The following is a 25,000-nucleotide window of genomic DNA, read 5'->3' as shown; positions in this document are numbered from 1 at the left end:
AGTTCCCGGGGAGATCCGTCATGTTCACCGAAGGCGGTGGACCCCCCGACGAAGAAGCTCCGGATCAGCGGCTCGAGAACCTGCTCGAGGTCGTCACGTCGCTGGCAGATCTCGATTTCTCGCGCCGTGCGAAGATCTACGGTGACGGCTCGTTCCTGGATGGGATCGCCTATGGGCTCAACGTGCTCTGCGAAGAGCTGCGCGCGTCCACGATCTCGCGCGACTACTACGACGGCATCATCCGCTCGATGGCCGAGGGCTTGGTGGTGGTCGATGCCCACGGGCTGATCTCCGACGTGAACCCGGCGTTGACGGAGTTGCTGGGCCAGTCGCGCTCGGCCCTCGTCGGTACGCCCTGGTCGGACCTCTGCCCGGAGCTGTTGGCGGAGGACCCCGCGGAGGGCTCGTTCGGATCTTCGCCCGGATCTTCAGTGGCCTCCTCGGATGCCCGCGCAGAGCGACGGGTGGAGACCGCGCTCGTTCGGGCCGACGGCCGCGCGATCGAGGTGGCGCTCTCCCGCTCGATCCTGCGCCGCCCCAACGGAATCGACGGGTGGATGTACGTCGTCCAGGACATCACGGCGCACAAGGAGCTGGCGCGCACGCTGGCCAGGGCTCGAGATGCGGCGCTGCACTCGGCCCAGGTGACGGCGTCGTTCCTGGCCAACATGAGCCACGAGATCCGAACCCCGCTCAATGGGGTCATCGGCATGGCGTGGTTGCTCCTGGAGGACGAGCGGATCGCGGGCTCCGGCGCCGATCCGGCGACGCACGCCAAGCTCGAGGCCATCCACGACTGCGCGACGCTCCTGCTCGACATCGTCAACGACATCCTCGATCTGTCGAAGCTGGAATCGGGGGCCGCGGCGCTCGACGTGGGAGAACTCGAGCTCGCGGTCACCGTCGAGAACCTGCTCCACGTCTATGCCGTGCGCGCCGAGCAGAAGGGGGTCGAGCTGGTCCCGGTGCTCGAGCCCGAGCTGCCGCTGCGCGTACGGGGCGATGCGGGGCGGCTACGGCAGGTGCTGGGCAACTTGGTCAGCAATGCGGTCAAGTTCACCGAGCGCGGCGAGGTCGTGGTCGTGGTCGAGCCCGTCGACGAGCCACCGGGCTCGCCGGAGGCGCGCGAGGGCGTGGTGTGGCTGCGCTTTGCGGTGAGCGACACGGGGATCGGCATCGCGGAGCATCTGCAGGAGACGATCTTCGAGGCGTTTGCCCAGGCCGAGACGGCGACCGCACGAAAGTACGGCGGGACGGGGCTGGGCCTGACGATCAGCAAGCGCTTGGTGGCGCTCATGGGGGGACGCATCGGCTGCACGAGCGAGCTGGGGCGGGGGGCGACGTTTTGGTTCGAGGTGCCCCTCGAGCGGGTGGTCGACGAGCGCGCGCCGTCCGAGCGAGCACCGCTCATCGGGCAGCAGGTCCTCGTCGTCGAGGACAATGCTCGGCTGCGCACGGCCCTTGCCGACTCGCTTCGACACTGGGGGGCGCGGGTGCTGCTGGCGAGCCACTGGGAGGAGGCGAGGACGCTGATCCGGGGTGCAACGGAGCCGCCGTGCCTGGCGGTCGTCGACTGGGACGGCGCGGGGGCGGCAGCGGGGCGCGAGCTGCTCGACCCGCTCGTGAAGGCGGGCACGCGGGTGGTGCTGCTGACTCCGCTCGCGTCGGTCGAGGCCGTGACCGAGTCGTGGCCACGGGAGCGGGTCGCGACCCTGCCCAAGCCGCCCAAGTACAGCCGCTTGCGGAGCCTGCTGCGGGGGTCGTTCGATGGGCCCGGGCGCGACCCCGGCGGGTCCCGGGCCGCGCTGCTTCGGTCACCGCAGTGGGTGCCCGAAGCGCCCGTGCTGGTGGTGGAGGACAACCCGATCAACCAAGCGGTCATTCGGGAGCAGCTGCGTCGCCTGGGACTCGCGGTGTGGGTGGTCGGCGATGGTCGCCAGGCGGTCGAGGCGGTGGCGCAGCAGCGGTTCTCGATCGTGTTGATGGATCTCCACATGCCGGTGATGGATGGCTACGAGGCCACCGAGCGGCTTCGCCGACACCCCCATGGGGCCGACCTGCCGATCGTCGCGGTCACGGCGAACGCCACCGACCAGGTGCGCGAGCGCTGTCTGGCGGTGGGGATGGACGACTTCCTGTCCAAGCCGCTGCGCATCGAGATGCTCTCGAGGTGCTTGTCGCGCTGGACGCGGTGCACTCCGAGGGAGCTTCCCGCACCCGAGGCGGCCCGAGCCGGGGGGCCAGCGTGGGGGCCCGGCGACGGCCCGGGACGCGCGGGCACGGACGAGCAGGCCCCGGGCATGTCGAGCGCGTTCTGGTCGCGGGCGCGGGTGCTCGTCGCCGATGACGACCCCATCAACCGCCGCGTGCTCGTGGGCATGCTCGAGCGCATCGGGATCGCGGCGGACGAGGCCGAGGGCGGCGACGAAGCGGTGAGGGCGGCGTCGCAGCGGCGCTACGGCGCGGTGCTGATGGACGTGGAGATGGCGGGCGTCGACGGCTTGATGGCGACGCAGCGGATCCGTGCGCTGGAGTCGACCGAGCGCACGCCGATCATCGCGGTGACGGGCCACGACAGCGCTCGGGAGCGTGCACGCTGCATCGAGGCCGACCTGGACGACTTCTTGACCAAGCCGGTGCGGCGGGCCGAGCTGGTGATGCTGCTCCTGTTGTGGCTGGGGCCGACGCTGCGTGCGGATGGTCGGCCCTGGGCCGATCGGCTGGCGTCGGCGGAGCTTCCGGGGCTGTCTGCGGTGGCGGCCTCGAGCGCGCTGGGCGTGGGCGCGGAGCTCGAAGCCGAGCTGCGGGAGCACTTCGTCCGCACCGGTCGCGATCGCCTGGAACGCATGCGCCGGATCGCCCTCGCTCGGGGATCGAGCGCCGGAGCTGCGGGCGATCCCGGCTGGTCACGCGACGTCTTCGGGCTGGTCACGTGGTCGGCCAACCTGGGCGCGATGCGACTGGCTGGCCTGGCGGCCGCGCTGAACGCTGCTCGCGTCGAGGACCGAGCGGCGCTGTTGAATGTGCTGGACCACGAGCTCTCGGCATTGGCACTCTCGTGATCGCGAACACCGGACCGTGCGATGAGCAAGACGCTGTCGACCGAGCACGCGGACCTCGAGCTGCAGGACGGCATCCTGGTGTATCGCTATGCGCCAGGGTCGGTGGTCGACCTCGAGTTCGCGCGTGCGATCGTGCGGAGCGCGGCCGAGCTGCTGGGGAGCGACGCCCCGGTGCCCTCGCTGGTGGAGCCTGGCAACATCAAGGAACTCACCCGCGAGGCCCGCACGTTCTTCGCGCAGAGCCCGGAGAATCAGGCGGTGTCGAGCAAGGTCGCGCTGATGGTCGAGTCGCCGGCCGCGCGCATCATCGGCAACGTGTTCCTCAAGGTGAGCAAGCCTCGGATCCCGACCAAGATGTTCCAGGACCGCGACGCGGCACGGGCATGGCTGCGGGGAGGCTGAGGCGACTCGAGTGGCCCTGCATCGCGCCCATCAACGACCCGGTACGTCCCCCGCCTCGCACTCACCCACCATGGCCGCGGAGTAGCAGCACTCCGCCTCGCCATTGGCGTCGATCTCGGGTGCAACGCAGCCGCGCTCATAGGCCAGGATCGCGCGATGATCCACGGGACATCCCCTGGAGTCGAGGTATTGGTCGTAGGACTGGCGAATTAGCTCGTCGATGTCCTCGCCGACGCACTGCTCGCAGGAGGTGCCGGGAACGCAAGCGCTCCAGGTGTTGATGTCCTCCCGGGCGTGCTCGGGGAAGATGTCGCCGATCTCGTCGGGACCGTATTCACAGAATCCGATCGCCCGGAGCATGCGATCGTACTCCTCGAGTTGGAAATCGCTGCTCATGGAGTACTCGTGGGCTGCGTCGCGCTCGTCCTTCCAGGGATCGAGTGAGAAACAGTCGTCGTCGATGGGGACAGGATCGTTGCAACCAGGAGAGAGCAGGAACCCCAGCAGGAGAACCCGAGCGGATGAACGATGCAACGTCGACCACGCTAGGGGAGACATGCGAGTCCTTGATCCGTGACTGTGCAGGTGAGGCCCGTTGGGCAATTGTCGGGGATCTCGGTGCAGCCGACGTGGCTGAAACCAGGAGGCCGTGGAATGTAGGCTCGCGGGGAAACAGGGTCCATACCTCGTACTGTTTGTAGGGTACGGGAGGGTTGACGCTATGGTCGATCACGAGCGAATCGTCGTCCTCGCCGAGCAACGGCACGGGACCTCCGCTGTCGTTCATGAAGCCATCGATACCATTGTGCTGCGCCATGTCGTGGGCCAGGCCATGTGTGTGTCCGAACTCGTGAGCGATCCTCCGGCCCATGATGATTGGGCCTCCATCACCAACGACCCATGCTTCGTGGACGACCGCTCCGCCGATGTTCGTATAGTCTGCACCCTCGAAGTATGCCAAGCCGATCGTGGACGTCGGCTCGCTTGGATCTTGGTCGAAAGCGATTACTGCGACGTTTTGCAGCGGGTGGGCAATTTCGGGGGTGTTGGCGTTGACTGCATCCGCGGCCCAAGCATCGGTTGCACTCCATACATTGCCGAGGTAGCTGGGAGGGCCGCCGGACCATTTGTTCCCTACGCCGGCAAATGGATAATCTGAGGCGTCATTGGGACATGTGCCCTGGTCGTGGCACGCAATTCCGACGTTGGCGTCAAGGAACAACCAGCAATAGACTCCTACGAGGCGAAACGGTGGCACTCTGGGGCCTGGAAAAGCCGCTGGTGCTTCGACCCAATTGAGCAGTTCCTCGGCTTTGCGCCCATAAGCATGCAGAAGGTCCTCCCAGTCGGTGGGGTGAAACATGCACCATTCAGCGTCGCCAACCACGGCAAAGGGCCGGCCGTACTCCCAGATGGGAAATATTCCGGGGTAGAGATCAGTGCCAAAATCGGGGTGCGGCATGCACGAGAAGTCGCAGCCGTCTGCGTCGTCGTTGATGTCAGGGGCATTGTTGAGCCCATCGGTACATTGATTGATGGGTGCTGGCGCTCCGCCTGATACCGGCTGAGTGGGAACAGCAAGGGATGTGGGAACCGCCCCCTGCTGGAGGATGTGGGCGGCAACGTCGTCATCCGAGAGCTGTGCTTGGCTCAGGGGTGGACCATGTTGAGTATGGAGCAGAAATGCCTGATGCCCCGCCGGGGGCTCGATTTCGATGATGAGTAGGTCGCGAAAGTCCTCCTTGGGACCCTCGAGCCAAAACGTTCGCCCATAGGTGGCTCCAGACACCACGATGCCGCCGTCGTCCTGGGCAAAGAGATGAACGGCCGTATCGTCGATGTTGCCCCAGTCGAGATCCTCCTGGACATAGGAGTGGAAGAAGGGGCGGTCGGTGTGCACGATGGATGAACCGCTGGCGGTGATCGCATGCTCTACGACGCCCGCGAAGTCTCGACTCGAATGATGCGTGAGGGGAACGGAGATGATGGGTAGATCCTCTTGGAGGGACCAAGGATGTGCATCTGCGAGGGGGAGGTCCAGGGTGACCTTGCCAACGGCATTCGAGACATCGGCAATGAACGAATCATCGAAGGCTACGAGGAGGAGGTTCCCCTGCCAGCCATTGTTTTGGATCTCGAGGTCCGTGAGGCGCCGGTAATGAAGCCCGGATACGGGATCCTCCTCCCAGTCGGTGACGCCCGGGGCCGGGATATCCGGTAGATCCAAGGTGGTGTCCCAAACGTCTAGCTTTTCACCGGCGGTGTCATCGGCGCCTGGCATCGGCAACTGGAAGCCAGGCCAAGGAGGGCCATGGTCGCCCCCCGAGGTCGCGGGTGCGGGTCCTTCCGTGTCGCAAGGATCGATGGCTTCAGGATTGGCCGCTCCCGAGTTGCACGCGGCTGCCAAGCAGACCAGTTCCAGGCGTACCCCGGCCTTGGTGGTTCGATTGCAGGGGCGCCTCGTCAAGTGGTCCTCGTTGCGGAGGATATCAACGAGGATTGAGTATTGTCCATGTCGGTCTGGTAACCACAGGGACGGATTCGCGCGGCCATAGCGGATCGTTCGGGCCAAAGGTGGCCGGGCCAGACCAGGATCGAAGACTACGACGGACGCATGCGTGGCCAACCGATGGCCATGAGCACGAGCCCCAGCAATGTGGCGGCAACGCCTCCGAGGAACAGCAGTCGTGGCCATCGCGGCGAGCCCGCGGTCTCGGTGGGCGAAGCGAGCGCCGAGGCGTCGAGCAGCGTTGCCTCGGCGGTGAGGTAGGGCTGCTGGTGCTGCTCGAGCTCGGGCAGCAGGGCCTCGGCCTCGCGGTGCCAGACCACGGCCGGACGGCGATCGGGCGCCATGGCGACGACGGAGACGGTGGCGCCGTCGCCCGAGGGGGGCGGGAGCAGCCGGATCCGGCCGTCCTCGTCGGGGGCGGCCAGGTAGCCGCCAAAGCCCGAGCCGGACACCATCACGGCGAGGGAGGCCTGTGCTGGCTCGACCGTGACGGACATGCGCAGCGCGGCGGGCAGGGCCAGACGATGGCGGGGATCGAAGGCCGGCCAGGCCTGGGTGTCACCGTCCACGCGTACCGTGCGGCCGGGATGCGAGGTGAGTCCCGGAGCCTCGTCGGCATCGTGCTCGTGATCGCCGTCGGGATCGGCGTGGAGGCCGTGGGCCACGAACAGCGCATCGACTTGGTCGCCAAAGCGGCCGTGCAGGGCCTGGTGGAGATCGGCCACGTCGAACAGGCGGCCGTTGCCCTCGGGTCGCTCGCCACGCAGCTCGACCATCGCGGTCCACAGCTCGCGCGGCTCCACCTCGACGGTGTCGTCGTCGGGGACGGCGGGGACGTCGACCGCACGCAGCTGGAGGGCGGTGCGCAGATCCTCGCGGTCCGCGAGCTCGCCGGGCAGGGGCACGGCGAGCCAGCCATCGGCGTTCGGAGCCAGGACGGCGGGGGCGACCAGGGCGGTCCCGGACCAGCCCGGCAGCTCGACCTGGACGCGGACGTCGTGCAGGGGCTCGGCGGCGGGGTTGCGCACGCGGGCCACCAGGAGGGGCGGCTGGCCCTCGTCCCGCACGAGATCCACGCCTTCGACGAGCGCAGGCGAGGGTCGAGCATCGCGATCGCCGTCGATCATGTCCCACAGGAGGCCCGCCACGGCGATCGACTCGGTGCCTCGGAGGTCCCACGGACCATAGTCGAGCTCGAGGTCGAGCCATGCCCCCTCCACGCGGTAGAGGCCGGCGCTGGGACGCTGCTCGATCTCGCGGGCGACCAGGGCGGCGAAGAAGATCGCAAAGCCCTCCGAGAGCGCTCCGGCGCTCGAGGCATTGCGATGGTAGCCCCCGCCGTCGACGTGGTCGCGCGCCCGCGGCAGGGCTCCGAAGGCGGTGGCCAGGGCGTGGTGTCCCAGCTCGTGGTACTCGCGGTTGTCGGGGGCTCCGGAGTCGTCGCGGTTGGTGGCGGCGGTGCCCAGGACCATGCGAGGCGGCTGCACGTCCTTGGGGTTGAAGCTCATGGTGCCGGTCCAGTAGGTGGCGTGGGGATCGGCGATGGCGTCGTCGGCCTCGACGCGCAGGGTGGGGCCCTGCGGGATCCCGAGCGCGGCCATCATGGCGAAGCCGCGGTGCAGGCCCTGGTGCAGCGCGAGCAGGTCGGCCGCGCGCGGGTGGGCATCGAGGGTCAGCGCGACCTGGCAGCTCCCCGAGGGGTCGACGTTGGCCCGTGCCTCCACCGCGGTGCCGCCATCGACGATGACGAAGCGGGGGGGCTCGTTGCCCTCGCCGAGGGTGGCGACCACCTCGACCGGGGCGGAGACCCCGGCGAAGCGGAAGCGGCCGTCGGCATCGGTCGTGGTGGTGCGAGGGGTCTTGCGTGCGCTCGTGGCCTTGCCTCCGTCGAGGCGCACGGGGAGCTCGGCGAGCGGCTGACCGTCGGGTCCCACGACGGTGCCGATCACGTCGCATGGGGCGGCGGTGGCCAGGGGGGACCACGCCAGCAGGGCCAGCAGGGCCATGGCGGCGCGGATCATCGCAGGCCTCCGGGAATCCAACCGATCAAGGTGCGGAGGTCCTGCGGGTCGAAGCCGGATGCGAGCCCGACGATGATGGCGACGATGCCTCCCACCAGGAGTCCCAGGCCCAGCCATAGCGTGGGACCGGCGGCGCGATGATGACGTTGGCGACGATGGGACGGGGTTGGCTCGGACCACTCCCACGACGATGCCGCGCTGTGTTGGGGGCGAGGACGGGGGGCTGGGGCCGGGGCCGGAACCGGGATGAGAGCCGGAGCGGGAACGGGTGCGGGCGCCGGGATGGCCATGGCCGCCGGAAGGGCACCGGGTCGGGGCGGCGGTGCGCTCAGCTCGGCCGATGACGCCGGGCCCGTCATGGGGAGATCCGGGCCACGTGGAGACGGCGTGGGGACGTCGCCGAGGGAGTAGACGGAGGGAGAGGACGCGGGCAGCTCGAAGCGATCGGGCTGCGGGGCGCGAGCGGAGGGGTCGTCGCCGAAGGAGTAGACGGAAGCAGAGGACGCGGGCAGCTCGAAGCGATCGGGCTCGCGGGTGCGAGGGGAAGGGTCGTCGCCGAGGGAGTAGACGGAAGGAGAGGACGCGGGCAGCTCGAAGCGATCGGGCTCGTGCTGGCCTGGGGTGGGCTCGGAGCCCAGCGAGTAGACCGAGGGCGTGCTGCGATCGGGCACGCCCAGCGCGTGGGGTCCTTCGTCTCGGGCCAGCGTGGGATCCGAGCCGATCTCGTAGGCCGACGAGGAGCGCTGGGGCGCCGCCGGAGCGGGTACGGGGGTCGCCACCGCAGCCGGACCGGACGCGGGAGCGGGCATGGCGGCCGGGACTGGTCCAGACGGAGGCGTGGGGATGGGAACCGAGACCGTGGGCTCGAAGGCGACGTCCTCGTGCACGGGCGGCGTCTCGTTGGTGACCTCGGCCCGCACCACGGTGGGCACGGGGCCCGAGCCGTTCGAGCGGTGCCCCTCGCTTCGAATCAAGGTGGGCTGACGATGGGGGTTCAGCACCAGCTCGATGGTGGTGTCGCCGATCTTCACCGCATCGCCGTCGTGAAGGACCCGGGAGCCCTCGACGCGCTCGTCACCCACCCAGACTCCGTTTGCGCTGTCGAGATCGACCACGACGATCTGGTCGCCGCGTTGCTCGAGACGGGCGTGGTGACGCGAGGCGGCCTGCTCGAGCAGCACCACGTCGCAGGTCTCGTCCCGGCCGAGGGTGATCGGGCGCCCATGGCCATGGCCATCCCAGGCGAGCACGCGCTCCTCTTGGCCGATCACCGGGGCGTGGATGCGGAGAACGACCACGGCGGCGACTCTATCAGGTTGGGCAGGGAGGGGCGGTCTCGACGACCACTCGTCCGCGGCCGGCGGCCTTGACCGCGTACATCACCCGGTCGGCTCGCCGCAGCAGCTCGTCGACGTCCTCGGGGGGGTGAGCGAACGCCACTGCGCCCATGCTGGTGCCGGCGACCTCGCAGTGGCGCCGCACGCCGTCTTGGAGCTCGTGATGGAGTCGCTCGAGCACGTGTCGTGCGCCGGCCTCGTCGGTCTGCGGCAGGACCAGCGCGAACTCGTCGCCTCCCAGCCGCGCCGCGAAGTCGCCCCGCCGCAGCCCCGCGGCCAGGATGCTGGCGGCCTCCCGCAGCACGTCGTCGCCCGCCGCGTGCCCGAGGGTGTCGTTGACCTGCTTGAAGTTGTCGAGGTCGAGATAGGCCACTGTGAGGGGCTGCTCGTGGCGGTGGGCGAGGGCCAGAGCGCGGGGGACTTGATCGAAGAACCCGCGGCTGTTGAGCAGCCCGGTGAGCGGATCGGTGTGCCCGAGTGCTCGCTCGCGGGTATAGGCCGAGTGCAGCCTCGCGATGAGCGCGCCCACCAGGGCGAACGAGCCCAGCTGCATGCAGAAGTTGATGGTGTCGATCCAGGGCCCGGTGCGCTGGCCGGCGAGGTCGTTCGAGGCGAGCCAGGCGATGGCGCTGAGGGTGGCCACGCCGAGCGCGGCCCGATGGCCCGACCACCAGGCCGCAATGCTGATGGGGAGGTAGTAGAGCGGAAAGACGCGGATCTCGATGCCGGTCGCGTAGTCGACCACGCCAATGGCCGCGACGCCGAGGATCGCCGCCAACACCACGGTGGGTGTGAGCCGCGAGCGAGGGAGCGGTTCCGACACGCGCACAGAGCCTACCTCAGCCGGCCATCCACGAGCGCCGCCGGGGCCGGGCAGACGGGCGGCGAATCGTGGATCACACGCTCAGCGGGCCGTGGCGGTCGCGGTGACCGCGCGTGGTCGTAGCGCCAGGCGAGTGACGAGGGGAAGGAGCACGAGCACGCTCGCGGTCGCGATGCCGACCGTTGGGCCTGCGAACGTGCTCGCGAGCCATCCCGCGGTTGCGGCCACCGCCACGATGCGCAGCCCGTCGACCACGCCGGCCCAGGGTTTGTCCTCGATCAGGGCGTTCAAGGCCACGTGGCCGAGGATGAGGGAGACGGCCGCCGCTGCGATCTGCAGCCCCGACAGCGAGTGCCCCACGAACACGAACGGCCCGGCCAGGCTCACCACCAGCAGCAGGTTGAGCACCACGTAGGTCGCGAGGCGGCGCGAGAGCTTGGGTCGGTACTTGTCGTAGGCGGCACGGTCGGGCTTGGTCTCGGGATCGGTCACCCCCTGGGGCAGCCAGGCCGGATGGGCGAACCACACCCAGACCTTGTCCGACCATCGCGAGGCGGCGCGACCCAGGTGCCAGCAGCGGACCAGGTGCTGCACGTTGCCCCACAGCGGGTTGTAGCTGCGCAGCGGCACCGTGGTCCCGTAGTGGGGGCGCTGCTTCTCGGGCTGGAACGTGCCAAACAGCTTGTCCCACAGGATGAGCACGCCGCCGTAGTTGCGGTCGAGGTACTCGGTGTCGACGCCGTGGTGGACGCGGTGGTGCGATGGGGTGTTGAGCACCGCCTCGAGCGGGCGCGGGAGCTTGTCGACCAGCTCGGTGTGGATCCAAAACTGGTAGAACAGGTTGAGCCCGAAGCTGATGACCATCACCAGGGTGGGGACGCCGAGGATGGCCAGCGTCCAGGCGAGCATGACCCAGGTGACGGGCTCGAGCAGGGGCTGTCGCAGGGCCACGGCGAGGTTGTAGTCCTCGCTTTGGTGGTGCACGCCGTGCACGGCCCACATCACGTTGACCACGTGGCTGATGCGGTGCCACCAGTAGTAGATGAAGTCGACCCCGAGCAGGCCGATCACCCAGGGCCATGGGCTGCCCTCGGGCCAGGTGACCAGGCGCGCATGCTCGTAGATCCATCCATAGGCGGCGAAGGTGGCGACGGTGAGCAGGACCTCGGCGGCCTGGAAGACGGCGCCACAGCCGATGTCGGAGATGGCGGTGCCCAGCGAGAACAGCTCGCGGAGCCGCCCGCGTCGGCGTGCGACGAGGACCTCGGTCAGCAGCGCGGCCAGGAAGATCGGCAGCGCCAGGGCGGCGTAGTTCGGTTGGTCACCCATGGGCAGCGAGGAGCGCGACGAGGGGCGGGCGCGGCGGCCGGCCCCGGTCGATCCTCGAAGTTAGCACGCGGCCCGCGGGCCGTCCGCGAGGTCCGGGAGTTCGGGTCGGTCCGCAGGCTCGGCGCCGTGGGTCCTCGAAGGGCCCGCGATGCTCGATCGGCTCAGCAGGCGGGGCACGAGCACACGATCATGCCGTCATGCTCCTCGCACAGATCGAACGGACTCTCACAGGTGTCGGGGGGCATGCATGCGCAGGTCGGCACGCCGGCGCACTCGTCGGGCATGGCCTGACACTCGTAGATGGGGCCGAGCTGGGTTTCGAGCGCGACGCAGGCTTGCCCGTCGGTGCATGCATCGCAGCCCGGAACGCTGTCGCAGGCCTCCACGGGGACGCAGGCGCCGGACCAGCAATCGCCCGAGGGCGTGACCCCGGGCAGCGTGCCGGGGGAGCAGCGCGGCGGGATCGCGTCGCACACGATGCGGTCGGGCGTGCAATCGAATGGCACCAGCTGGCAGCTGCCCTCGAGGCAGGTGGCCTCGGGGTCGAAGAGCCCGAGCGCATCGCACATGGGCTGCAGGCAGTTCATGGGGCACTCGGGGAACACGTCGTCGACGTGGGCGGCGGCGCACCGGCAGCAGTCGTTGATGACCATGCAGTCGTCGGGGCTCTCGCAGGCGTTGGCCGGGCCCCCGGTGTCGGTCTCGTCGGATTCGGGGCCGGTGGTGTCGGCGGTGTCCGTGGTCGTTGGCCCGGGTTCGGCGGGGCCGGTCGAGTCGGAGGGGCCTTCGGTCCCTTCGTTGGTGCCGGTCGAGGCCGAGGCGGTGACCCCGGTGACGTCGGTGTCCTGCGGCGGCGGGGCGAGGCCGTCGTCGGAGCAGCCGGCGAGGGCGAGCACGAGCGCGAGCAGCGGGAGGTACGGCGAGGGCAGGGTACGATCAAGGCAAGTCATGGGGCGACGATAGCACGACGAACCTCGTTGGAGCACGGGCCCGGGGACGCCCTTGCCCGAGGCCCTCGAGCGTCGTGGGGCGTGGGTCGTCAGCGTTCGAACACGTCACACCCGGGAAAGGTGGCCGAGAACCCGTACCAGCGCGTGAAGATCTGAGGGACCAGCTCGAGCGGGTGCACGGCGCCCTGGGGGTCGACGCGCTGCAGGTCGCGAACGACGTCGCCGGTGTCGAGCACCAGCTCGTCGCCGTTCCAGTGGTGCTCGTGGGCGTCGAGACGGACGGCCACCGGTGCGGTGGAGCCGGGATCCACGAACACCAGGATGCGCCGCCCGCCCAGCCCGTCGAGCAGCGCGCGGTCGCGCCCTCGCAGCACGTCCATGGGATAGAAGCGGCTGATGCCCGGCCACCACACGCCGAGCCCCAGCTCCATGCGGGGGCGTCGTTCGTCGTCCTTGGTCATCGACGGGGTGAACACCGACGGCAGGTGTCCCTCGTCACCGAGCATCTTGCGAAGCACCATGCGCTGGAGCACGCGCTGCCGCACGCTCGGGCGCGAGAGCGCGAGCCGGGCCCGGGGGAAGCGCTGCACGGCCTTGGCGGCGGGGTAGTAGCGCAGCGGGGTGACCTGCGGGAGCTGGGCGCCGCGCATGGGCCCGTGGATGCACTCGCCGGTCACGTGGTCCCAGTACGAGCGCGTCTGCAGATCCTCCATGAGGGCCAGGCCGTTGTGGAGCGCGGCCACGCGGAACTCGAGCGTCGTGCCATCGACCGTGGGGCTCGAACTGATCCCCGTGTTGCAGGCCACTCAGAAGAACACGAGCCAGGGCTTGCCCTCCACCGTGCCCTGCGCCACGTGGTGGTAGGCCATCTGCTGGCGCGACAGCGCGAGCACGTGATCGTCGTCGTGCGTGGCGAGCAGCAGCTCTGCGTCGGGGGGGACGGTCTGGTCGGCGAGCGCGTCCGCGAGGGGAGCCGTCCGTTCGATCGTGAACGGGGCGAACATCAGGGTCTCGCCCTGGCGCTTGATTCGGCCGGGATCCACGGTCATCCCCGTGCTGGTGACGTAGAGATCATCGGGCATGGGGTGATGATATCCTCGCCTTCGCAGTGGCCGACTGGAAGAAGCTGTTCGACGACGCGGTGGAGCAGATCGGCGAGGTGGCCCAGGCCGCCGGCCAGGGCTTGCGGCAGGCGGCGGGCGAGGCCGGCAAGGTGGTGGGCATCGGGGTGGGCAGCATCGAGCTGCGGCCGGTTCGTGCCACCTACTGGCTCGGGCAGACGATCCGCGGCACGGTGACGCTGGCGCTGCAAGAGCCCCTCGTGGCCGAGCGGCTGGTGGTGACGCTGCGAGCGACCCGCAAGCGAACGGTTCGTGGCAATGGGCACGTTCCGTCCACGGAGACCGAGGTGGTGCACGAATTCTCGGTCGAGCTCGCGGGCGAGCAGACCTACCACGGCGGGGACCACGAATTCGAGCTGCCCCTGCCGTGGGCGCTCGAGTCGCGACCCGAGGTGGGAGGGCTGCTCGGCGATGCGTTCGAGGTCGCGCGGGCCTTCAAGTCGATGACCGAGGGACGGCTGCGCTGGCGGCTGATCGCGACGCTGGAGATCCCGTGGAAGCGCAACCTCTCCAAGGCGATCGATCTGGACGTGCGCGAGGAGGCCCGCGACGACGTGGAGGACGAGCCGCCGCCGAAGGCGGAGCCCAAGGCCGACGCGGCACCGCCTCCACCTCCGCCTCCGCCTCCGCCTCCACCGAAGGCCGAACCACCTCCGCCGCCGCCGATCCCCGAGCCCATCGCGTTGCCGGAGGGATGGGGGCAGGCCCTCTCCCGCACCTTGTGCGCGCTCCAGGGCCGGGGCTGGGTCGTCATTCACTACTGGGCCGGGGCGCCCGTGCGACCCGAGGCGGTGCGTGCGGTCCTCGCCAACCATCCCGATGTCGACCCGGAGATCCTCATGTTCTACGGGGTGATGGATGGCTTCGAGCTGGTGGTGGGCAGGCCGCTGGCGCCGCGCAGCGACTACGCGTCGGTTCGTCGGGCGCGCGAGGTCGCGGCCGAGCACGGCGGACCGTTCGGTACCCTGGGCGAGATCTACATGAGCCGGGGCCTCGGAGACTTGCTCGAGGCCGAGTTCGTCTCGACGGGCCCCGAAGCGGTGCGGGTGTTCGAGGTGCCCACGCTCGAGTGCCTGCTCGACGACGCCGAGGACTTTCCCCACCGTGGTGATCACGACGCGATCTTCGGCGCGATCGTGCGGGGCTACGGCGACTACTTCGGGATCACGCGGGCCGACGAGATCCGTTGCTGGCGCGAGCCGGCGAGGGGGGCGGTGGGGCGCGACGGCTACTTCGATCACTGCGCGCGCCCCTACCAGGAGCGCCTGCGCGAGCGCGAGCGCGAGCACCCCGGCCAGACGTGGTGGGTGGTCCGGGGCGAGGACCACGGTGCGACCCTGCGCGAGCCCGCCGTGCTGCTGCGGTGGTCCGAGATGCTGGCGCTGTGCTTGCACGAACTCGAGCACGGAACGGGCGACTGAGGCGGCTGCCGGTGCATGCGGGCGTGACGTCGTACCCTTCGAGCCACCATGGACGCGGTGCTGATCGACGAGGACCTGCTCTCCCCCGAGCGCCTGCGGCAGCTCCAGCAGCGCCACGATGGTCCGAGCGCGCGCAAGCTCGCCGCGCAGGGGCTCGCGTATCTCGCCAGTGCGATCGCGCTTGGCCTGGTCGACACGCCGCTGGCGATCGGGGTCCTCCTGCTCGTCAACGCCACGATCCAATTCGGCATGTTCGGCATGCTGCACGAGAGCTGCCACGACACCGTGTTCACCAGCCGCCGGCTCAATCGCATGGCCGGGTGGATCGCCGCGCTCGCCCAGCCGATGAGCCCGGCGCTGATGCGTGCGTTCCACTTCCAGCACCACCGGCACACCCACGAGCTCGCCCACGATCCCGAGCTCGGAGGCCTGGCGTTCATGGTCCGCTGGCCCCGTGGCGCGATGTGGCTGGGGACGATGTCCGGGCTCCCGATCCTGATGGCCCGCGTGGGCTGGGCGCTGTTCGCTGCCCTGGTGCCGACCGGATCCAAGGCCTGGGACCGGGTGCTGCCGTTCGTGCGCGCGCCCAAGCGACGGCGCGTGGCATGGGAGGCGCGGATGCTGCTGGCCGTTCACGGAGCTGCGATCGCGTGCGCGGTGGCATGGGTGCCTGCCCTGTGGCGGGTCTACATCGCGATGCTCGTCAGCCACGTGCTACTGTCGGGGTACACGACCTGCGAGCATCGCGGACTTCCCGAGGGCGGCTCGATCCTCGACCGCACCCGCACGATGGTGGTCCCGGCGCCGATCCGCTGGCTCTTGTGGAACATGCCCTACCACGCCGAGCATCATGCGTGGCCGGCCGTTCCGTGGCATGCGCTTCCCACCGTGCATGCGCTGGTTCGCCCACACCTGCGGCACGTGGAGCGACCGCTGGCCCTGCACCTCCACGGCGGGACGCAGCCACCACCGCATGGGCCCGTGCCTCGAGCACCGGCGGGCGATCCGTGAGGGAGCCCCGGCGCGTCGCGCTTGAAACCAGCGGGTCGGCGGCGGTCTACTCCCGAGCATGGTCCATCCGCTCGCCGGCCAGCCGGCGCCTCGCTCCCTGCTCGTCAACGTGCCGCGGCTCGTCAGCGCCTACTACACCACGGTGCCCGATCCCTCGGTGCCCGAGCAGCGCGTGGCCTTCGGGACCTCGGGCCATCGCGGCTCGTCGCTGCACGGGGCGTTCAACGAGGCGCACATCCTCGCGATCGCGCAGGCGGTGGTCGAGCATCGTGCGGCACGGGGCGTGGACGGGCCGCTGTTCGTGGGGCTCGACACCCACGCGCTGTCCGAGCCCGCGCGCAACTCCGTGCTCGAGGTGCTCGCGGCCCACGGGGTCGAGGTCCGCATCGACGAGCGCGACGGCTACACGCCCACGCCGGCGGTCTCGTTCGCGATCCTCGAGCACAACCGCGGGCGTGCGAGCGGGTGGGCCGATGGCCTGGTGATCACCCCCAGCCACAACCCGCCCGAGGACGGCGGCATCAAGTACAACCCGCCCCACGGTGGCCCGGCCGACAACGACGAGTCGGGGGCGATCGAGCGCCGCGCCAACGAACTCATGCAGGGGGGCAACGCCGACGTGCGCCGCATCCCCCTCGCTCGTGCGCTCGGGGCCCAGACCACGCGCCGTCACGACTTCATCGGTCCCTATGTGCGCGCGCTGCCCGGGATCGTCGACATGGCCGCGATCAAGGCGGCCGGCCTGCGGATCGGCGTGGACCCGATGGGGGGCTCGGGTCTGGCCTACTGGGCGCCCATCGCCGAGCTGCACGGCCTCGACCTCGACGTGGTCAACGATGCGGTCGATCCCACGTTCTCGTTCATGACCGTGGACAAGGACGGCAAGATCCGCATGGATTGCTCGTCACCGTGGGCCATGGCCAGCCTGGTCGGGCTCAAGGATCGCTACGACATCGCGTTCGGCAACGACACCGACTACGATCGTCATGGCATCGTCACCAAGAGCGCCGGGCTCCTCAATCCCAACCACTACCTCGCGGTGGCCATCGAGTACCTGTTCGGCCATCGCCCGCAGTGGCCCAAGGAGGCGATGATCGGCAAGACGCTGGTCAGCAGCAGCATGATCGATCGGGTGGCGTCCGAGCTCGGGCGACCGCTGTCCGAGGTCCCGGTGGGCTTCAAGTGGTTCGTGGAAGGGCTCGGCACCGGCCGCTATGGCTTTGGCGGAGAGGAGAGCGCGGGCGCCAGCTTCTTGCGCATGGATGGCACCTCGTGGTCGACCGACAAGGACGGGATCATCATGGACCTGCTCGCGGCCGAGATCACGGCGCGCACGGGCAAGGACCCGGGGCAGCGCTATCGGGCGCTCACCGAGCGCTTCGGGGCGCCGGTCTACGAGCGCATCGATGCGCCGGCCAACCCCGCCCAGAAGGCGGTGCTCAAGAGCCTCTCGCCCGCCCAGGTGCCCGGTGACACGCTTGCGGGCGAGCCCATCGACGCCAAGCTCACCACCGCCCCGGGCAACGGGGCCGCGATCGGTGGGCTCAAGGTGGTCACCAAGAACGGCTGGTTTGCGGCGAGGCCCTCGGGGACCGAGGACGTCTACAAGATCTACACCGAGAGCTTCCTGGGAGCCGAGCACCTGGCGCGGATCCAGGAGGAGGCGCAGGCGATCGTGGGCCAGGCATTCGCGGCGGCGGGGGTCTAGCGATCGTGAGCACGTGGCTGTGTCCGGCTTGCCTGGCCTCGAATGCCGAGGCCCACGCGGAGTGCTCGAGCTGCCGGGCGCCGCTGGTGCTCGGCGGGCGCTTCGTGATCGTGGAGGTCCTGGCCTCTCGCGGATCTGCGCGCACTCTCGGCGGTCTCGAGCGCGACGGCGGCGGGCCGGTGATCGTCAAGACCCTGAGCCTCTCGGGTCTACCCGACTGGAAGCAGCTCGAGCTGTTCGAGCGCGGCATCGGGGTGCTGCGGGGGCTGTCGCATCCCGGAATCCCCGCCCACCTCGGCGACGGGCGGATCGAGCGAGGGGGCGAGACCATCGCGTACTGGGTGCAGGAGCGGATCCCCGGGCGTACGCTGGCGGAAGGGCTGGCCGCTGGCCAGCGCTGGACCGAGGCGCGGGCGCGGGTGATGGCCGACGCGGTCCTCGAGATCCTCGAGGTTCTGCAGGGCTTCAGTCCGCCGATCCTGCACCGTGACCTCAAGCCCTCCAACGTGATCGAGCGGCCCGACGAGGGTGGGTTTTCGATCATCGACTTCGACCTGGTCAAGGACACGCTCGATCCCGAGGGCGGGGAGACCACCGCGCTCGGGACGGCCGGCTACGCGCCGCTCGAGCAGCTCATGGGGCGGGCCGTGCCCGCCTCCGATCTGTATGGCCTGGGCGCGACGTTGGTGGCCGTGCTGTCGCGCAAGTCACCCGCGGATCTGCTCGATGCCGATGGCCACCGCGTGGACTTTCGCCCGCACGTGCGCGTGTCGGAGGCCTTTGCGGGGTGGATCGAGGGATTGCTCGAGCCCAAGGCCAGCCAGCGACCACCCGATGCCGCGGCTGCGCGCGCGCGGCTGCGATCGGCGAGCGAGCCCGCGGCATCGAGCAAGCCCGCGGCATCGAGCGAACCCGCGGCATCGAGTGAACCCGCGGCATCGAGCAAGGAGGACGGCGAGGGCTCGTCGGACCAGAGCACCGCGCTCGAGCGCCTGGCGGCGGCGGGCGAGGTCATCGCCACGGTGGGCCCGAGCGAGCAGCCGGTGGTCGTCGTGAAGGCCCCGCTCGCGCAGGCTCATCCCGCGCCGCGATGGGTGATGCTGACGCGGCTGGGGATCCTGGCCGGCTCGATCGTGGCCCTGCCCGCGAGCGGGTGGGTGTTGTTCGTCTTGCTCGCGGCGATCTGGATCACGAGCGGCCTGCTGGTGCGCTATCCCGTGGAGCTGGCGCCGGGGCGCGCGATGTTCCTGGGCGGGCTGTCCAACACCGACGTCCCCGGCCGCTACTGGCTGCGGCGGCGGTGGCTCGACAAGCCGTGCTCGATCCCGCTGCAGCCGCTCTACCTCGACTGGCGGCCTGCGCCCACTCGGCTCGAGCAGGGCACGCTCCACCGGTGGCTCGAGCTTCGGTTGGAGCTATGGGTCCGGCCGCGAGCGGACGACGTGGGGCAGTTCACGGCGCTCTTGCAGTACCAGACATGGACCGACCATCCCCGCACGGCGGCCACCAAGCTGCGCGACGAGATCGTGCGTGCGCTGGTCGAGCAGCTCGGGTCCCAGGGGCTCGCATCGGCCGGAGAGCAGGCCGTGGTGTCGCTCCCGGCCGCGCTGCAAGTCGCCCTCGATGCAGGGCTGTCGCGCATGGGGCTCGAGCGCGTGCACGTGGCGAGTCAGCGGGCGGAGCTGCGGAGGCGGACCGAGGACCTCAGCGGAGAGGATCGGCTGTGGATCGATGCTCGCCCGCTGCCGGATGACGCCGGCTGAGCGTCGTGCACTCGACGGGTGAGGTGCGAGCGGTCTTCGCCTATCGTCGTCGACCGGGCAGCGGCACCTCCACGCCAACCTCGCATCGGGCCGGCTCGGGGGGCTGGGTGGAGCCCGGGGCCGGGCTGCCACCGGTGCAGTCGGGCTCGGGGAGCAGGGGGGAGATCAGTGGCTCGTAGGGCGCGAGCGGGCCGATGCAGGCGGGACAGAGGGACAGCAGGAGCAGGGCTGGAACGAAGCGAAGCAGGCGCATGGCAAATGGCAGGCCGGCTCCGACGCAGCGCGGTCGGGGAGGCTTCGATTGGTTCGAATTTCGAGTGTGAGTGGGCTCGGAGCGGGTCCATCCCGTGCGTGCGGGTCCCTGCGGATGTGGCTTCGGGACCCGGTCGGAAGCGCGCCAGGGAGATCTCATTCGCGCCCGATCCGCGAGCTTCACGCAGCTCCTCGGGCGCACCCGCGCTCCGGCGCTCGGGGTCGCCCCCTCATCATGGTTGATCCACCATAGTCCCTTGGAGGACATCTGTTCCCTCAGCTCCCGTCCGGATTCGAACCAGGTACCCTCGGTCCCATCGCGAATTCGCCCCAAACCTTGGTGAATCCGCGCGGACGGTGGATATCAAAACGAACCGCGGTTCCCGCGCTGGAATTCATGAGACAACCTCTGCACGCATGAGCAGTGAGAAAACCTCGCCCTGTGCGTGGTGTCGAACACCCCTTTATGGCTTTCCCACCAGCCTCTGGTCGCCTACGCTCAGCGCATGCCGATTCTCCTTGAAGACCTCGATCTCCGCAAAGCCGAGCGTTTGATGTGCCAGCAGGCCCTTTCCCGCGGTGGCAGCATCGTGGAGGCCGCCCGACTCCTGGGCATCACGCGTCACGCGCTCAAGCGGCGGATGATCAAGCACCGGATCGAGTGGCCTGCATCCGGGGCCATTTCTGCGCCAGAAGCGCGCGACCACCGCGTCACGATGCCCGTGACGGCCGAGAGTCGCTGAGCGCTGGCTCACAATCGAAGGGGAGCGCCCGGGTCGCCATGATGGCCGCCCGGGCGCTCTCGTCTTTTGGGGCTCACTCCCTGGGGACGATGATGATGGGGCCAGCGTCCGGGTCGGGCGGAGGCTCGGCGGTGGTGAACACCAGGCGAATCTGGAGCCTTGCACTCGGACCCATGGCGATCGCCGATTGGGTCGAGTTGCTGTTGCCGAGCATGATCTCGAAGCTCGTCCCGATGCTCGGCGGACCGCTGATCGTGATCACGGCGTTGCGTCCCTGCACCTGGGACGGCGTGGTGTTGCCTTCGGCGTCCTGGTACTGCGCGTCGATGCCGTAGGACGAGCCGACGGGCTGGAAGATCAGCGCCACCGAGGTCTGCTGCGGGGCGAAGGCAAACAGCAGCGTCTGCCCCCACATGCCGATCACGCTGCCGTCGTTGCGGATCAAGTCGAGGGTGGAGCTGCTCTCGTCGAAACGGAACGTCAGCGAGCTGCCCATGAAGATGGATGAGGCAGGAGAGGAGGAAGCGGCCATGGTCGTAGTCCTTGGGATCCGGAGATGGGGGTTCGGGGGATGCATGGGTCGGGGAGGAGAAGGGTCAGGGGTCGGGAGAGAGCGCGGGAGCACCAGGGCCTGGCAGCCCCAGCGTTCGTCGCTCGTCGTCGGTCAGGCTCACGAGCGTGGCAATCCAGGCGAGGTACTCGTGGTGCACGTGGGTTGGATCGTCGAAGGCTGCACGCAAGGACGCGCTGCTGGTGGTCGAGGGCCGGCCGCTGCGAAGTCGCACCAGCCGCTCGAGCAGCTCGTGCACGAGGTGATCGTCGTCGTCGAATTCCTCGCGGAGCTCGGCGGCGGCAGCGAGCTGGGTCCGGGCCGCCTCGAGGTCTCCGTCGTGGATGGCTGCGATCGCGAGGGCGGCGCGAGCCATCCGCATGTGCCGTCCGGGATGCTTGGAGACGAGCAAGGCCGAGAAGTGCTCGCGCGCCTCGTCGTAGCGCTGGGCTTGCAGTGCCGCGACGCCGGCGTTCTCGTGCACGTCCACCAGGATTCGTGCGTCGGCGCCCAGGCTCTGCTCGTAGTGCGCGGCCGCGTGCTCGAACTCGGCGAGTGCAGCGGGCAGATCACCGCGCTGGGCCGCGACCGCGGCCAGGGCCATGCGGGCGTCTCCGTGGCGGTGGTGCACGGCGGGGAGGCTGCGGGCGAAGGTCGCGGCCGCGTCGTGGGCCAGTCGGTCCGCTCGCTCGAGCTCGCCGGCCGCGAGCGCGAGCTGGGTGAGCGAGAGCAACGCGGTGCCGAGCTCCGGATCGGGGGCACCGGGTCCGCGCAGCCACAGCGAGGCCGCGCGCTCCAGCGGAGCGATGGCCTCGTCGTTGCGATCCATGGCCTGGAGCGTTTGGGCCAGCGCGAACGCATGAGCGGCGACGCCGGGGTGATCGGGACCGAGACCGCGCTCGGCGGCCGCGAGCGCCTCGCGGCGCAGGGCCAGCGCCTCGTCCATGCGGGCGTCCTCGGCGACGAGCTTGGCGAGGTGGCCGAGGTAGGCGGGGCGGATGAGTCGAGCCGCGCGCGGCTCGGCGTCCGGGTCGTCGAGGGCGGCGAGCGCAGCCCGCATGGCGATCTCGGCCGCGCCGCGATCACCGGCGAGCCACTCGAGCATGCCACCCACGAGCTCGAGACGAGAGCGCGTGACCGGCCCGGCCTCGATGCGCTCGCTGGCGGCTCGCGCCCGTCTCAGCTCGGAGCGGCCGCGGGTCTCGTCTCGCAGCTCGCTGGTCGCCTCGAACACGAGGTCGAGCCACACGCGTGCGGCGAGCTGGTCGTGGTGGCTGGCCTCGGCGAGATCGACCGCTTGCTGGAGCAGCGCGAGGCCCTGATCGCGCTCGGAGAGATCGAGCGCGATCTCACCGGCCTCGGTCAGCGCCTCGGCGAGGAGCGGTCGATAGCCGAGCGCCTGCGCGGTGGCCAGGGTCGGAGCCGCCAGCGCTCGGGCCCGTAGGGGATGGCCGGCCAGGCGCTCGGCCTGGCCGTGCGCGAGCGTGCGCCGGAGCTCGGCCACGGCCTCCGCCTGGTCTGCGGGCGGTGGTCGAACCCCCAGCAGCAGCAGCTCGTCGTTGCTGCAGGCGGTGGGGACGGGCAGGTGGGCGAGCTGTTCTTGCGCTCGGGTCACGGTCTGGGCGTCGGCCCGCAGCAAGACCTCCACCGTGGCCGCGAAGTGCTCGCGCTGGCGCTCGAGGCAGGCGCCGCGCAGACCAAGGACCTCGGCCGGGGCCCGGGCGCTCGCGGTGGCCTGGCACAGGTGCTCGCGTTCCTCGAGCCAGCGGGTGCGCCAGTCGTCGAGACCCTCGCGCGTCGACTCGGCGGTGGCGGAGGCAAAGGCGAGCGTGGTGGCCTCGAACCCGCGAGCGAGCGCCTGCGCCTGCTCGGGACCCCATAGCGCGTCGAGTGTGGCTCGTGCCTCCGCGCAAGGATCGATGGCCTCGCGCTGGTCCGCCGACGAGGCGCGTCCGAGGGCGACGAGCAGCCCGGCCGTGGGTACGAGCACCGCGGCGAGCCTGGCCAGACGGCGCCGGCGTGGGATCGCCTCCAGGGCGTGGAGCAGGTTCTCCATGTCGGGCCAGCGCTGCGCGGGAGCGCGGTGGAGGCCGCGTCGGATCACCGTCCACAGGCGGCGGGGCACGGGGCCCCGCGGCGGAGGCGACGGGGCGTCGCGATCGAGGGCATCGAGTCGCTCGGCCATGTTCGTGAGCGAGAACGGGGAGCAGCCCCAAAGACCCTCGTAGAGCGCCACGCAGAACGCGAACTGATCGGCGCGGGCGTCGACGGCCGCGCCTTCGAGCTGCTCGAGTGGCATGTAGCGGATCGTGCCCGCCACGGTCCCGGCGGCGCTGATCCGGTGCTCGGCTCGGTTGCCGAGCCCGTCGTCGAGCCCGTCGTCGAGCCCGTCCCCGAGCCCGTCCTTGGCTCGGGTCGGCGAGTCCGACGAGCCCGACGAGTCCGACGAAGGTGCGGCTCGGTCCTCGACCGGCTCGCCCGTGAGCGCCAGCCCGAAGTCGGCCACGCCGATGCGACCGTCGGAGGCGAGCAGCACGTTGTCGGGCTTGAAGTCGCGGTGGGTGATGCCCGCCGCGTGGGCGGCCGCGAGCCCGCGCCCGGCGGCCACGAAGCGCTCGAGCACCGACGACCAGGGACGAGGCTCGGCCGCGAGCCAGCGCGACAGCGAGCCCCCCTCGAGCAGCTCCATCGCGAGGAACGTTCGTCCACCGTGCTCGCCGACCTCGTAGATCTGCACCACGTTGGGGTGCGAGAGCCGGGCCAGGGCACGGGCTTCCCGGCGCAGGCGCGCCGTGGCGCGGGCTCGGCTGAGGTGCGGCAGCACCAGCTTGAGGGCGACATGGCGCTCGAGCTCGGGGTCCACGGCCTGGTAGACCTCGCCCATGCCGCCCGCGCCGATCCGGCGGCCGATGCGATAGCGACCGATCGTCAGGGGCTCGTCGGCATCCTCGCCGAACAGCGCGCGGCGAGCCGCCGAGCGGGCTCGTGCGCGCTCGAAGTCGACGACCGGGCCCGTGGTCGACGATCCCTTGCCCCGGGAGCGCTCGGTCACCGAACCCTGCCCTGACATGCCACCCGAGACTATCAGCTCGAGCTCGTGGGTTCGGGAAGAGCCCGAAGGCTCGGGGTGATGGGGGAGCGGGAACACGGCGGGCCGGGGGTCTCTCCGGTAGACCCGCGCGCGGCCCGTTCGATCACGGGCGTCTACTTCACGACGTCGACGTCCAGCGTCATCGGCACTCCCTTGCGCTCGAGCTCGATCTCCAGCGAAGTGGCCCGGCGTAGCTTGATGTACATGTTCATGGCCTTCTCCATGGAGTCGAGCTCGATGCCGTTGATGGCGACGAGCATGTCGCCGTTCTTGAACCCGAGCCGCTTGGGCAGGGAGTCGGGGCGGATGCCGTAGAGCTTGTAGCCCACGATCCGGCCGTCGCGCTGCCCGGGCACGATGCGGGCCTGCTTGGACAGGAGGGCCGGCGTGGCGAGCAAGTGCTCGAGGAACGCACGGTCGATGGTGCACTCCCAGCGATCGCCGCTGGGGGCCTCGCACTGGATGCCCTCCGCGGCGCCCTCGATGGTGCGGTCGCTCGGGACCGGCGCGTCGGCGTCGAGCCCCGCATCGTCGAGGTCCTCGCCATCGACACCCAGCGCTTGCAGGCGCGCCCGAGTCTCGGCGAGCCGTGCGTCCCGCTCGGCCACTCGCTCGGCGCGCCGGGCCTCGCGCTCGGCCTCTCGCGCGCGCTCGCGCTCGGCCTCCTCGACCAGCGGGGCCAACGACTGCACGGTCTGGTCGAGCTTGGTGCCGACGGCATCGAGCTTGGCCTCGATCGCCGACAGGCGCTGCTCGTTCGAGTCGAGCTTGGCCATCAGCGCTTCGGATGCCTCCGGGTCGGCCGCTGGCTGGCAGGCCACGAGGGCGAGCCCCAGCGGTAGCATCGGTGACAGCAGCACCAGGGGCAGCAGCATCGGTGGGCGAAGCTCGCGGGGCACGAGGGCGA

Annotated in this window: 20 protein-coding genes; 7 read left to right on the top strand and 13 right to left on the bottom strand. The window is 70.1% G+C overall.

The genetic code is table 11. The features are described from left to right. Positions 1 to 20: 20 nt before the first annotated feature. Positions 21 to 3,062: a response regulator gene (locus tag OEB96_RS31290; RefSeq protein ID WP_266220468.1), complete on the top strand. Its 3,042-nt coding sequence runs from the start codon at positions 21 to 23 to the stop codon at positions 3,060 to 3,062. Positions 3,063 to 3,083: 21 nt separating this feature from the next. After that, positions 3,084 to 3,464 (top strand): DUF7793 family protein, encoded by a 381-nt coding sequence (locus OEB96_RS31285; protein ID WP_266220467.1) that lies wholly within the window; start codon positions 3,084 to 3,086, stop codon positions 3,462 to 3,464. Between the two features lie 30 nt (positions 3,465 to 3,494). On the opposite strand, the gene OEB96_RS31280 is transcribed toward OEB96_RS31285, so the two are convergent. The 9 genes from OEB96_RS31280 to OEB96_RS31240 all read right to left on the bottom strand — a co-directional run bounded on the left by OEB96_RS31280 (position 3,495) and on the right by OEB96_RS31240 (position 13,515). Then, positions 3,495 to 3,824: a hypothetical protein gene (locus OEB96_RS31280; RefSeq protein WP_266220466.1), complete on the bottom strand. Its 330-nt coding sequence runs from the start codon at positions 3,822 to 3,824 to the stop codon at positions 3,495 to 3,497. Continuing rightward, a complete protein-coding gene (locus OEB96_RS31275; RefSeq protein ID WP_266220465.1) occupies positions 3,799 to 5,745 on the bottom strand; it encodes a hypothetical protein in 1,947 nt (648 codons plus the stop codon). The genes OEB96_RS31280 and OEB96_RS31275 overlap by 26 nt, the downstream gene beginning before the upstream one ends. Positions 5,746 to 6,065: 320 nt before the next feature. Next, on the bottom strand, positions 6,066 to 7,994 hold the full coding sequence (locus tag OEB96_RS31270) for a carboxypeptidase-like regulatory domain-containing protein (protein ID WP_266220464.1): 1,929 nt from the start codon (positions 7,992 to 7,994) through the stop codon (positions 6,066 to 6,068). Next, positions 7,991 to 9,292, bottom strand: a complete 1,302-nt coding sequence (locus tag OEB96_RS31265) for an FHA domain-containing protein (RefSeq protein ID WP_266220463.1) — start codon at positions 9,290 to 9,292, stop codon at positions 7,991 to 7,993. The genes OEB96_RS31270 and OEB96_RS31265 overlap by 4 nt, the downstream gene beginning before the upstream one ends. Before the next feature lie 13 nt (positions 9,293 to 9,305). After that, positions 9,306 to 10,154: a GGDEF domain-containing protein gene (locus OEB96_RS31260; RefSeq protein ID WP_323137453.1), complete on the bottom strand. Its 849-nt coding sequence runs from the start codon at positions 10,152 to 10,154 to the stop codon at positions 9,306 to 9,308. An 81-nt stretch (positions 10,155 to 10,235) separates the two neighbouring features. Continuing rightward, the gene (locus OEB96_RS31255) at positions 10,236 to 11,483 is read right to left on the bottom strand and encodes a sterol desaturase family protein (protein WP_266220462.1); all 1,248 of its coding nucleotides are present in this window, start codon (positions 11,481 to 11,483) and stop codon (positions 10,236 to 10,238) included. Between the two features lie 161 nt (positions 11,484 to 11,644). Then, positions 11,645 to 12,433 carry a hypothetical protein gene (locus tag OEB96_RS31250; RefSeq protein WP_266220461.1) on the bottom strand — a complete coding sequence of 263 codons (789 nt, stop codon included), beginning with the start codon at positions 12,431 to 12,433 and terminating at the stop codon, positions 11,645 to 11,647. 89 nt (positions 12,434 to 12,522) lie between these two features. Next, positions 12,523 to 13,239 (bottom strand): DUF3179 domain-containing (seleno)protein, encoded by a 717-nt coding sequence (locus OEB96_RS31245; protein ID WP_266220460.1) that lies wholly within the window; start codon positions 13,237 to 13,239, stop codon positions 12,523 to 12,525. Then, positions 13,240 to 13,515: a hypothetical protein gene (locus OEB96_RS31240; protein ID WP_266220459.1), complete on the bottom strand. Its 276-nt coding sequence runs from the start codon at positions 13,513 to 13,515 to the stop codon at positions 13,240 to 13,242. It lies immediately after the preceding gene. A 26-nt stretch (positions 13,516 to 13,541) separates the two neighbouring features. Here OEB96_RS31240 and OEB96_RS31235 point away from each other — a divergent pair, with 26 nt between their 5' ends. The 4 genes from OEB96_RS31235 to OEB96_RS31220 are packed head-to-tail and all read left to right on the top strand — an operon-like array spanning position 13,542 to position 19,457. Next, complete coding sequence (locus OEB96_RS31235) at positions 13,542 to 14,975, top strand: hypothetical protein (protein ID WP_266220458.1); 1,434 nt, start codon at positions 13,542 to 13,544, stop codon at positions 14,973 to 14,975. A 48-nt stretch (positions 14,976 to 15,023) separates the two neighbouring features. Beyond that, entirely contained in the window at positions 15,024 to 15,986 is a 963-nt protein-coding gene (locus OEB96_RS31230) for a fatty acid desaturase (protein WP_266220457.1), read from the top strand. Between the two features lie 58 nt (positions 15,987 to 16,044). After that, positions 16,045 to 17,694, top strand: a complete 1,650-nt coding sequence (gene pgm / locus OEB96_RS31225) for a phosphoglucomutase (alpha-D-glucose-1,6-bisphosphate-dependent) (protein WP_266220456.1) — start codon at positions 16,045 to 16,047, stop codon at positions 17,692 to 17,694. Positions 17,695 to 17,699: 5 nt separating this feature from the next. Next, complete coding sequence (locus tag OEB96_RS31220) at positions 17,700 to 19,457, top strand: serine/threonine protein kinase (RefSeq protein ID WP_266220455.1); 1,758 nt, start codon at positions 17,700 to 17,702, stop codon at positions 19,455 to 19,457. 40 nt (positions 19,458 to 19,497) lie between these two features. Here OEB96_RS31220 and OEB96_RS31215 read toward each other — a convergent pair whose 3' ends face one another. Further along, positions 19,498 to 19,710, bottom strand: coding sequence for a hypothetical protein (locus OEB96_RS31215; protein WP_266220454.1), 213 nt, complete (start codon positions 19,708 to 19,710; stop codon positions 19,498 to 19,500). A gap of 505 nt (positions 19,711 to 20,215) precedes the next feature. On the opposite strand from OEB96_RS31215, the gene OEB96_RS31210 reads away from it, so the two are divergent. Continuing rightward, complete coding sequence (locus tag OEB96_RS31210) at positions 20,216 to 20,452, top strand: helix-turn-helix domain-containing protein (RefSeq protein ID WP_266220453.1); 237 nt, start codon at positions 20,216 to 20,218, stop codon at positions 20,450 to 20,452. A 73-nt stretch (positions 20,453 to 20,525) separates the two neighbouring features. Here the strand turns inward: OEB96_RS31210 and OEB96_RS31205 are convergent, their stop codons facing one another. The 3 genes from OEB96_RS31205 to OEB96_RS31195 form a co-directional block, all read right to left on the bottom strand. Continuing rightward, the gene (locus OEB96_RS31205; protein ID WP_266220452.1) at positions 20,526 to 20,984 is read right to left on the bottom strand and encodes a hypothetical protein; all 459 of its coding nucleotides are present in this window, start codon (positions 20,982 to 20,984) and stop codon (positions 20,526 to 20,528) included. Between the two features lie 64 nt (positions 20,985 to 21,048). Continuing rightward, on the bottom strand, positions 21,049 to 24,072 hold the full coding sequence (locus OEB96_RS31200; protein WP_266220451.1) for a protein kinase domain-containing protein: 3,024 nt from the start codon (positions 24,070 to 24,072) through the stop codon (positions 21,049 to 21,051). Between the two features lie 134 nt (positions 24,073 to 24,206). Further along, positions 24,207 to 24,968: a hypothetical protein gene (locus OEB96_RS31195; RefSeq protein WP_266220450.1), complete on the bottom strand. Its 762-nt coding sequence runs from the start codon at positions 24,966 to 24,968 to the stop codon at positions 24,207 to 24,209. Between the last annotated feature and the right edge of the window lie 32 nt (positions 24,969 to 25,000).

The organism is Paraliomyxa miuraensis, from assembly GCF_026337845.1.
Classification (GTDB): Bacteria; Myxococcota_A; Polyangia; order Nannocystales; family Nannocystaceae; genus Paraliomyxa; species Paraliomyxa miuraensis.
Note: the sequence above shows the minus strand (reverse complement) of the source record. Positions and strands in the feature narration are given on the sequence as shown.

Coding starts and splice junctions, on each gene's coding strand:
- OEB96_RS31290 (WP_266220468.1), top strand. CDS start 21: ATGTTCACCGAAGGCGGTGGACCCCCCGACGAAGAAGCTCCGGATCAG.
- OEB96_RS31285 (WP_266220467.1), top strand. CDS start 3,084: ATGAGCAAGACGCTGTCGACCGAGCACGCGGACCTCGAGCTGCAGGAC.
- OEB96_RS31280 (WP_266220466.1), bottom strand. CDS start 3,824: ATGCTCCGGGCGATCGGATTCTGTGAATACGGTCCCGACGAGATCGGC.
- OEB96_RS31275 (WP_266220465.1), bottom strand. CDS start 5,745: ATGCCAGGCGCCGATGACACCGCCGGTGAAAAGCTAGACGTTTGGGAC.
- OEB96_RS31270 (WP_266220464.1), bottom strand. CDS start 7,994: ATGATCCGCGCCGCCATGGCCCTGCTGGCCCTGCTGGCGTGGTCCCCC.
- OEB96_RS31255 (WP_266220462.1), bottom strand. CDS start 11,483: ATGGGTGACCAACCGAACTACGCCGCCCTGGCGCTGCCGATCTTCCTG.
- OEB96_RS31250 (WP_266220461.1), bottom strand. CDS start 12,433: ATGACTTGCCTTGATCGTACCCTGCCCTCGCCGTACCTCCCGCTGCTC.
- OEB96_RS31240 (WP_266220459.1), bottom strand. CDS start 13,515: ATGCCCGATGATCTCTACGTCACCAGCACGGGGATGACCGTGGATCCC.
- OEB96_RS31230 (WP_266220457.1), top strand. CDS start 15,024: ATGGACGCGGTGCTGATCGACGAGGACCTGCTCTCCCCCGAGCGCCTG.
- pgm (WP_266220456.1), top strand. CDS start 16,045: ATGGTCCATCCGCTCGCCGGCCAGCCGGCGCCTCGCTCCCTGCTCGTC.
- OEB96_RS31215 (WP_266220454.1), bottom strand. CDS start 19,710: ATGCGCCTGCTTCGCTTCGTTCCAGCCCTGCTCCTGCTGTCCCTCTGT.
- OEB96_RS31210 (WP_266220453.1), top strand. CDS start 20,216: ATGCCGATTCTCCTTGAAGACCTCGATCTCCGCAAAGCCGAGCGTTTG.
- OEB96_RS31205 (WP_266220452.1), bottom strand. CDS start 20,984: ATGGCCGCTTCCTCCTCTCCTGCCTCATCCATCTTCATGGGCAGCTCG.
- OEB96_RS31200 (WP_266220451.1), bottom strand. CDS start 24,072: ATGTCAGGGCAGGGTTCGGTGACCGAGCGCTCCCGGGGCAAGGGATCG.
- OEB96_RS31195 (WP_266220450.1), bottom strand. CDS start 24,968: ATGCTGCTGCCCCTGGTGCTGCTGTCACCGATGCTACCGCTGGGGCTC.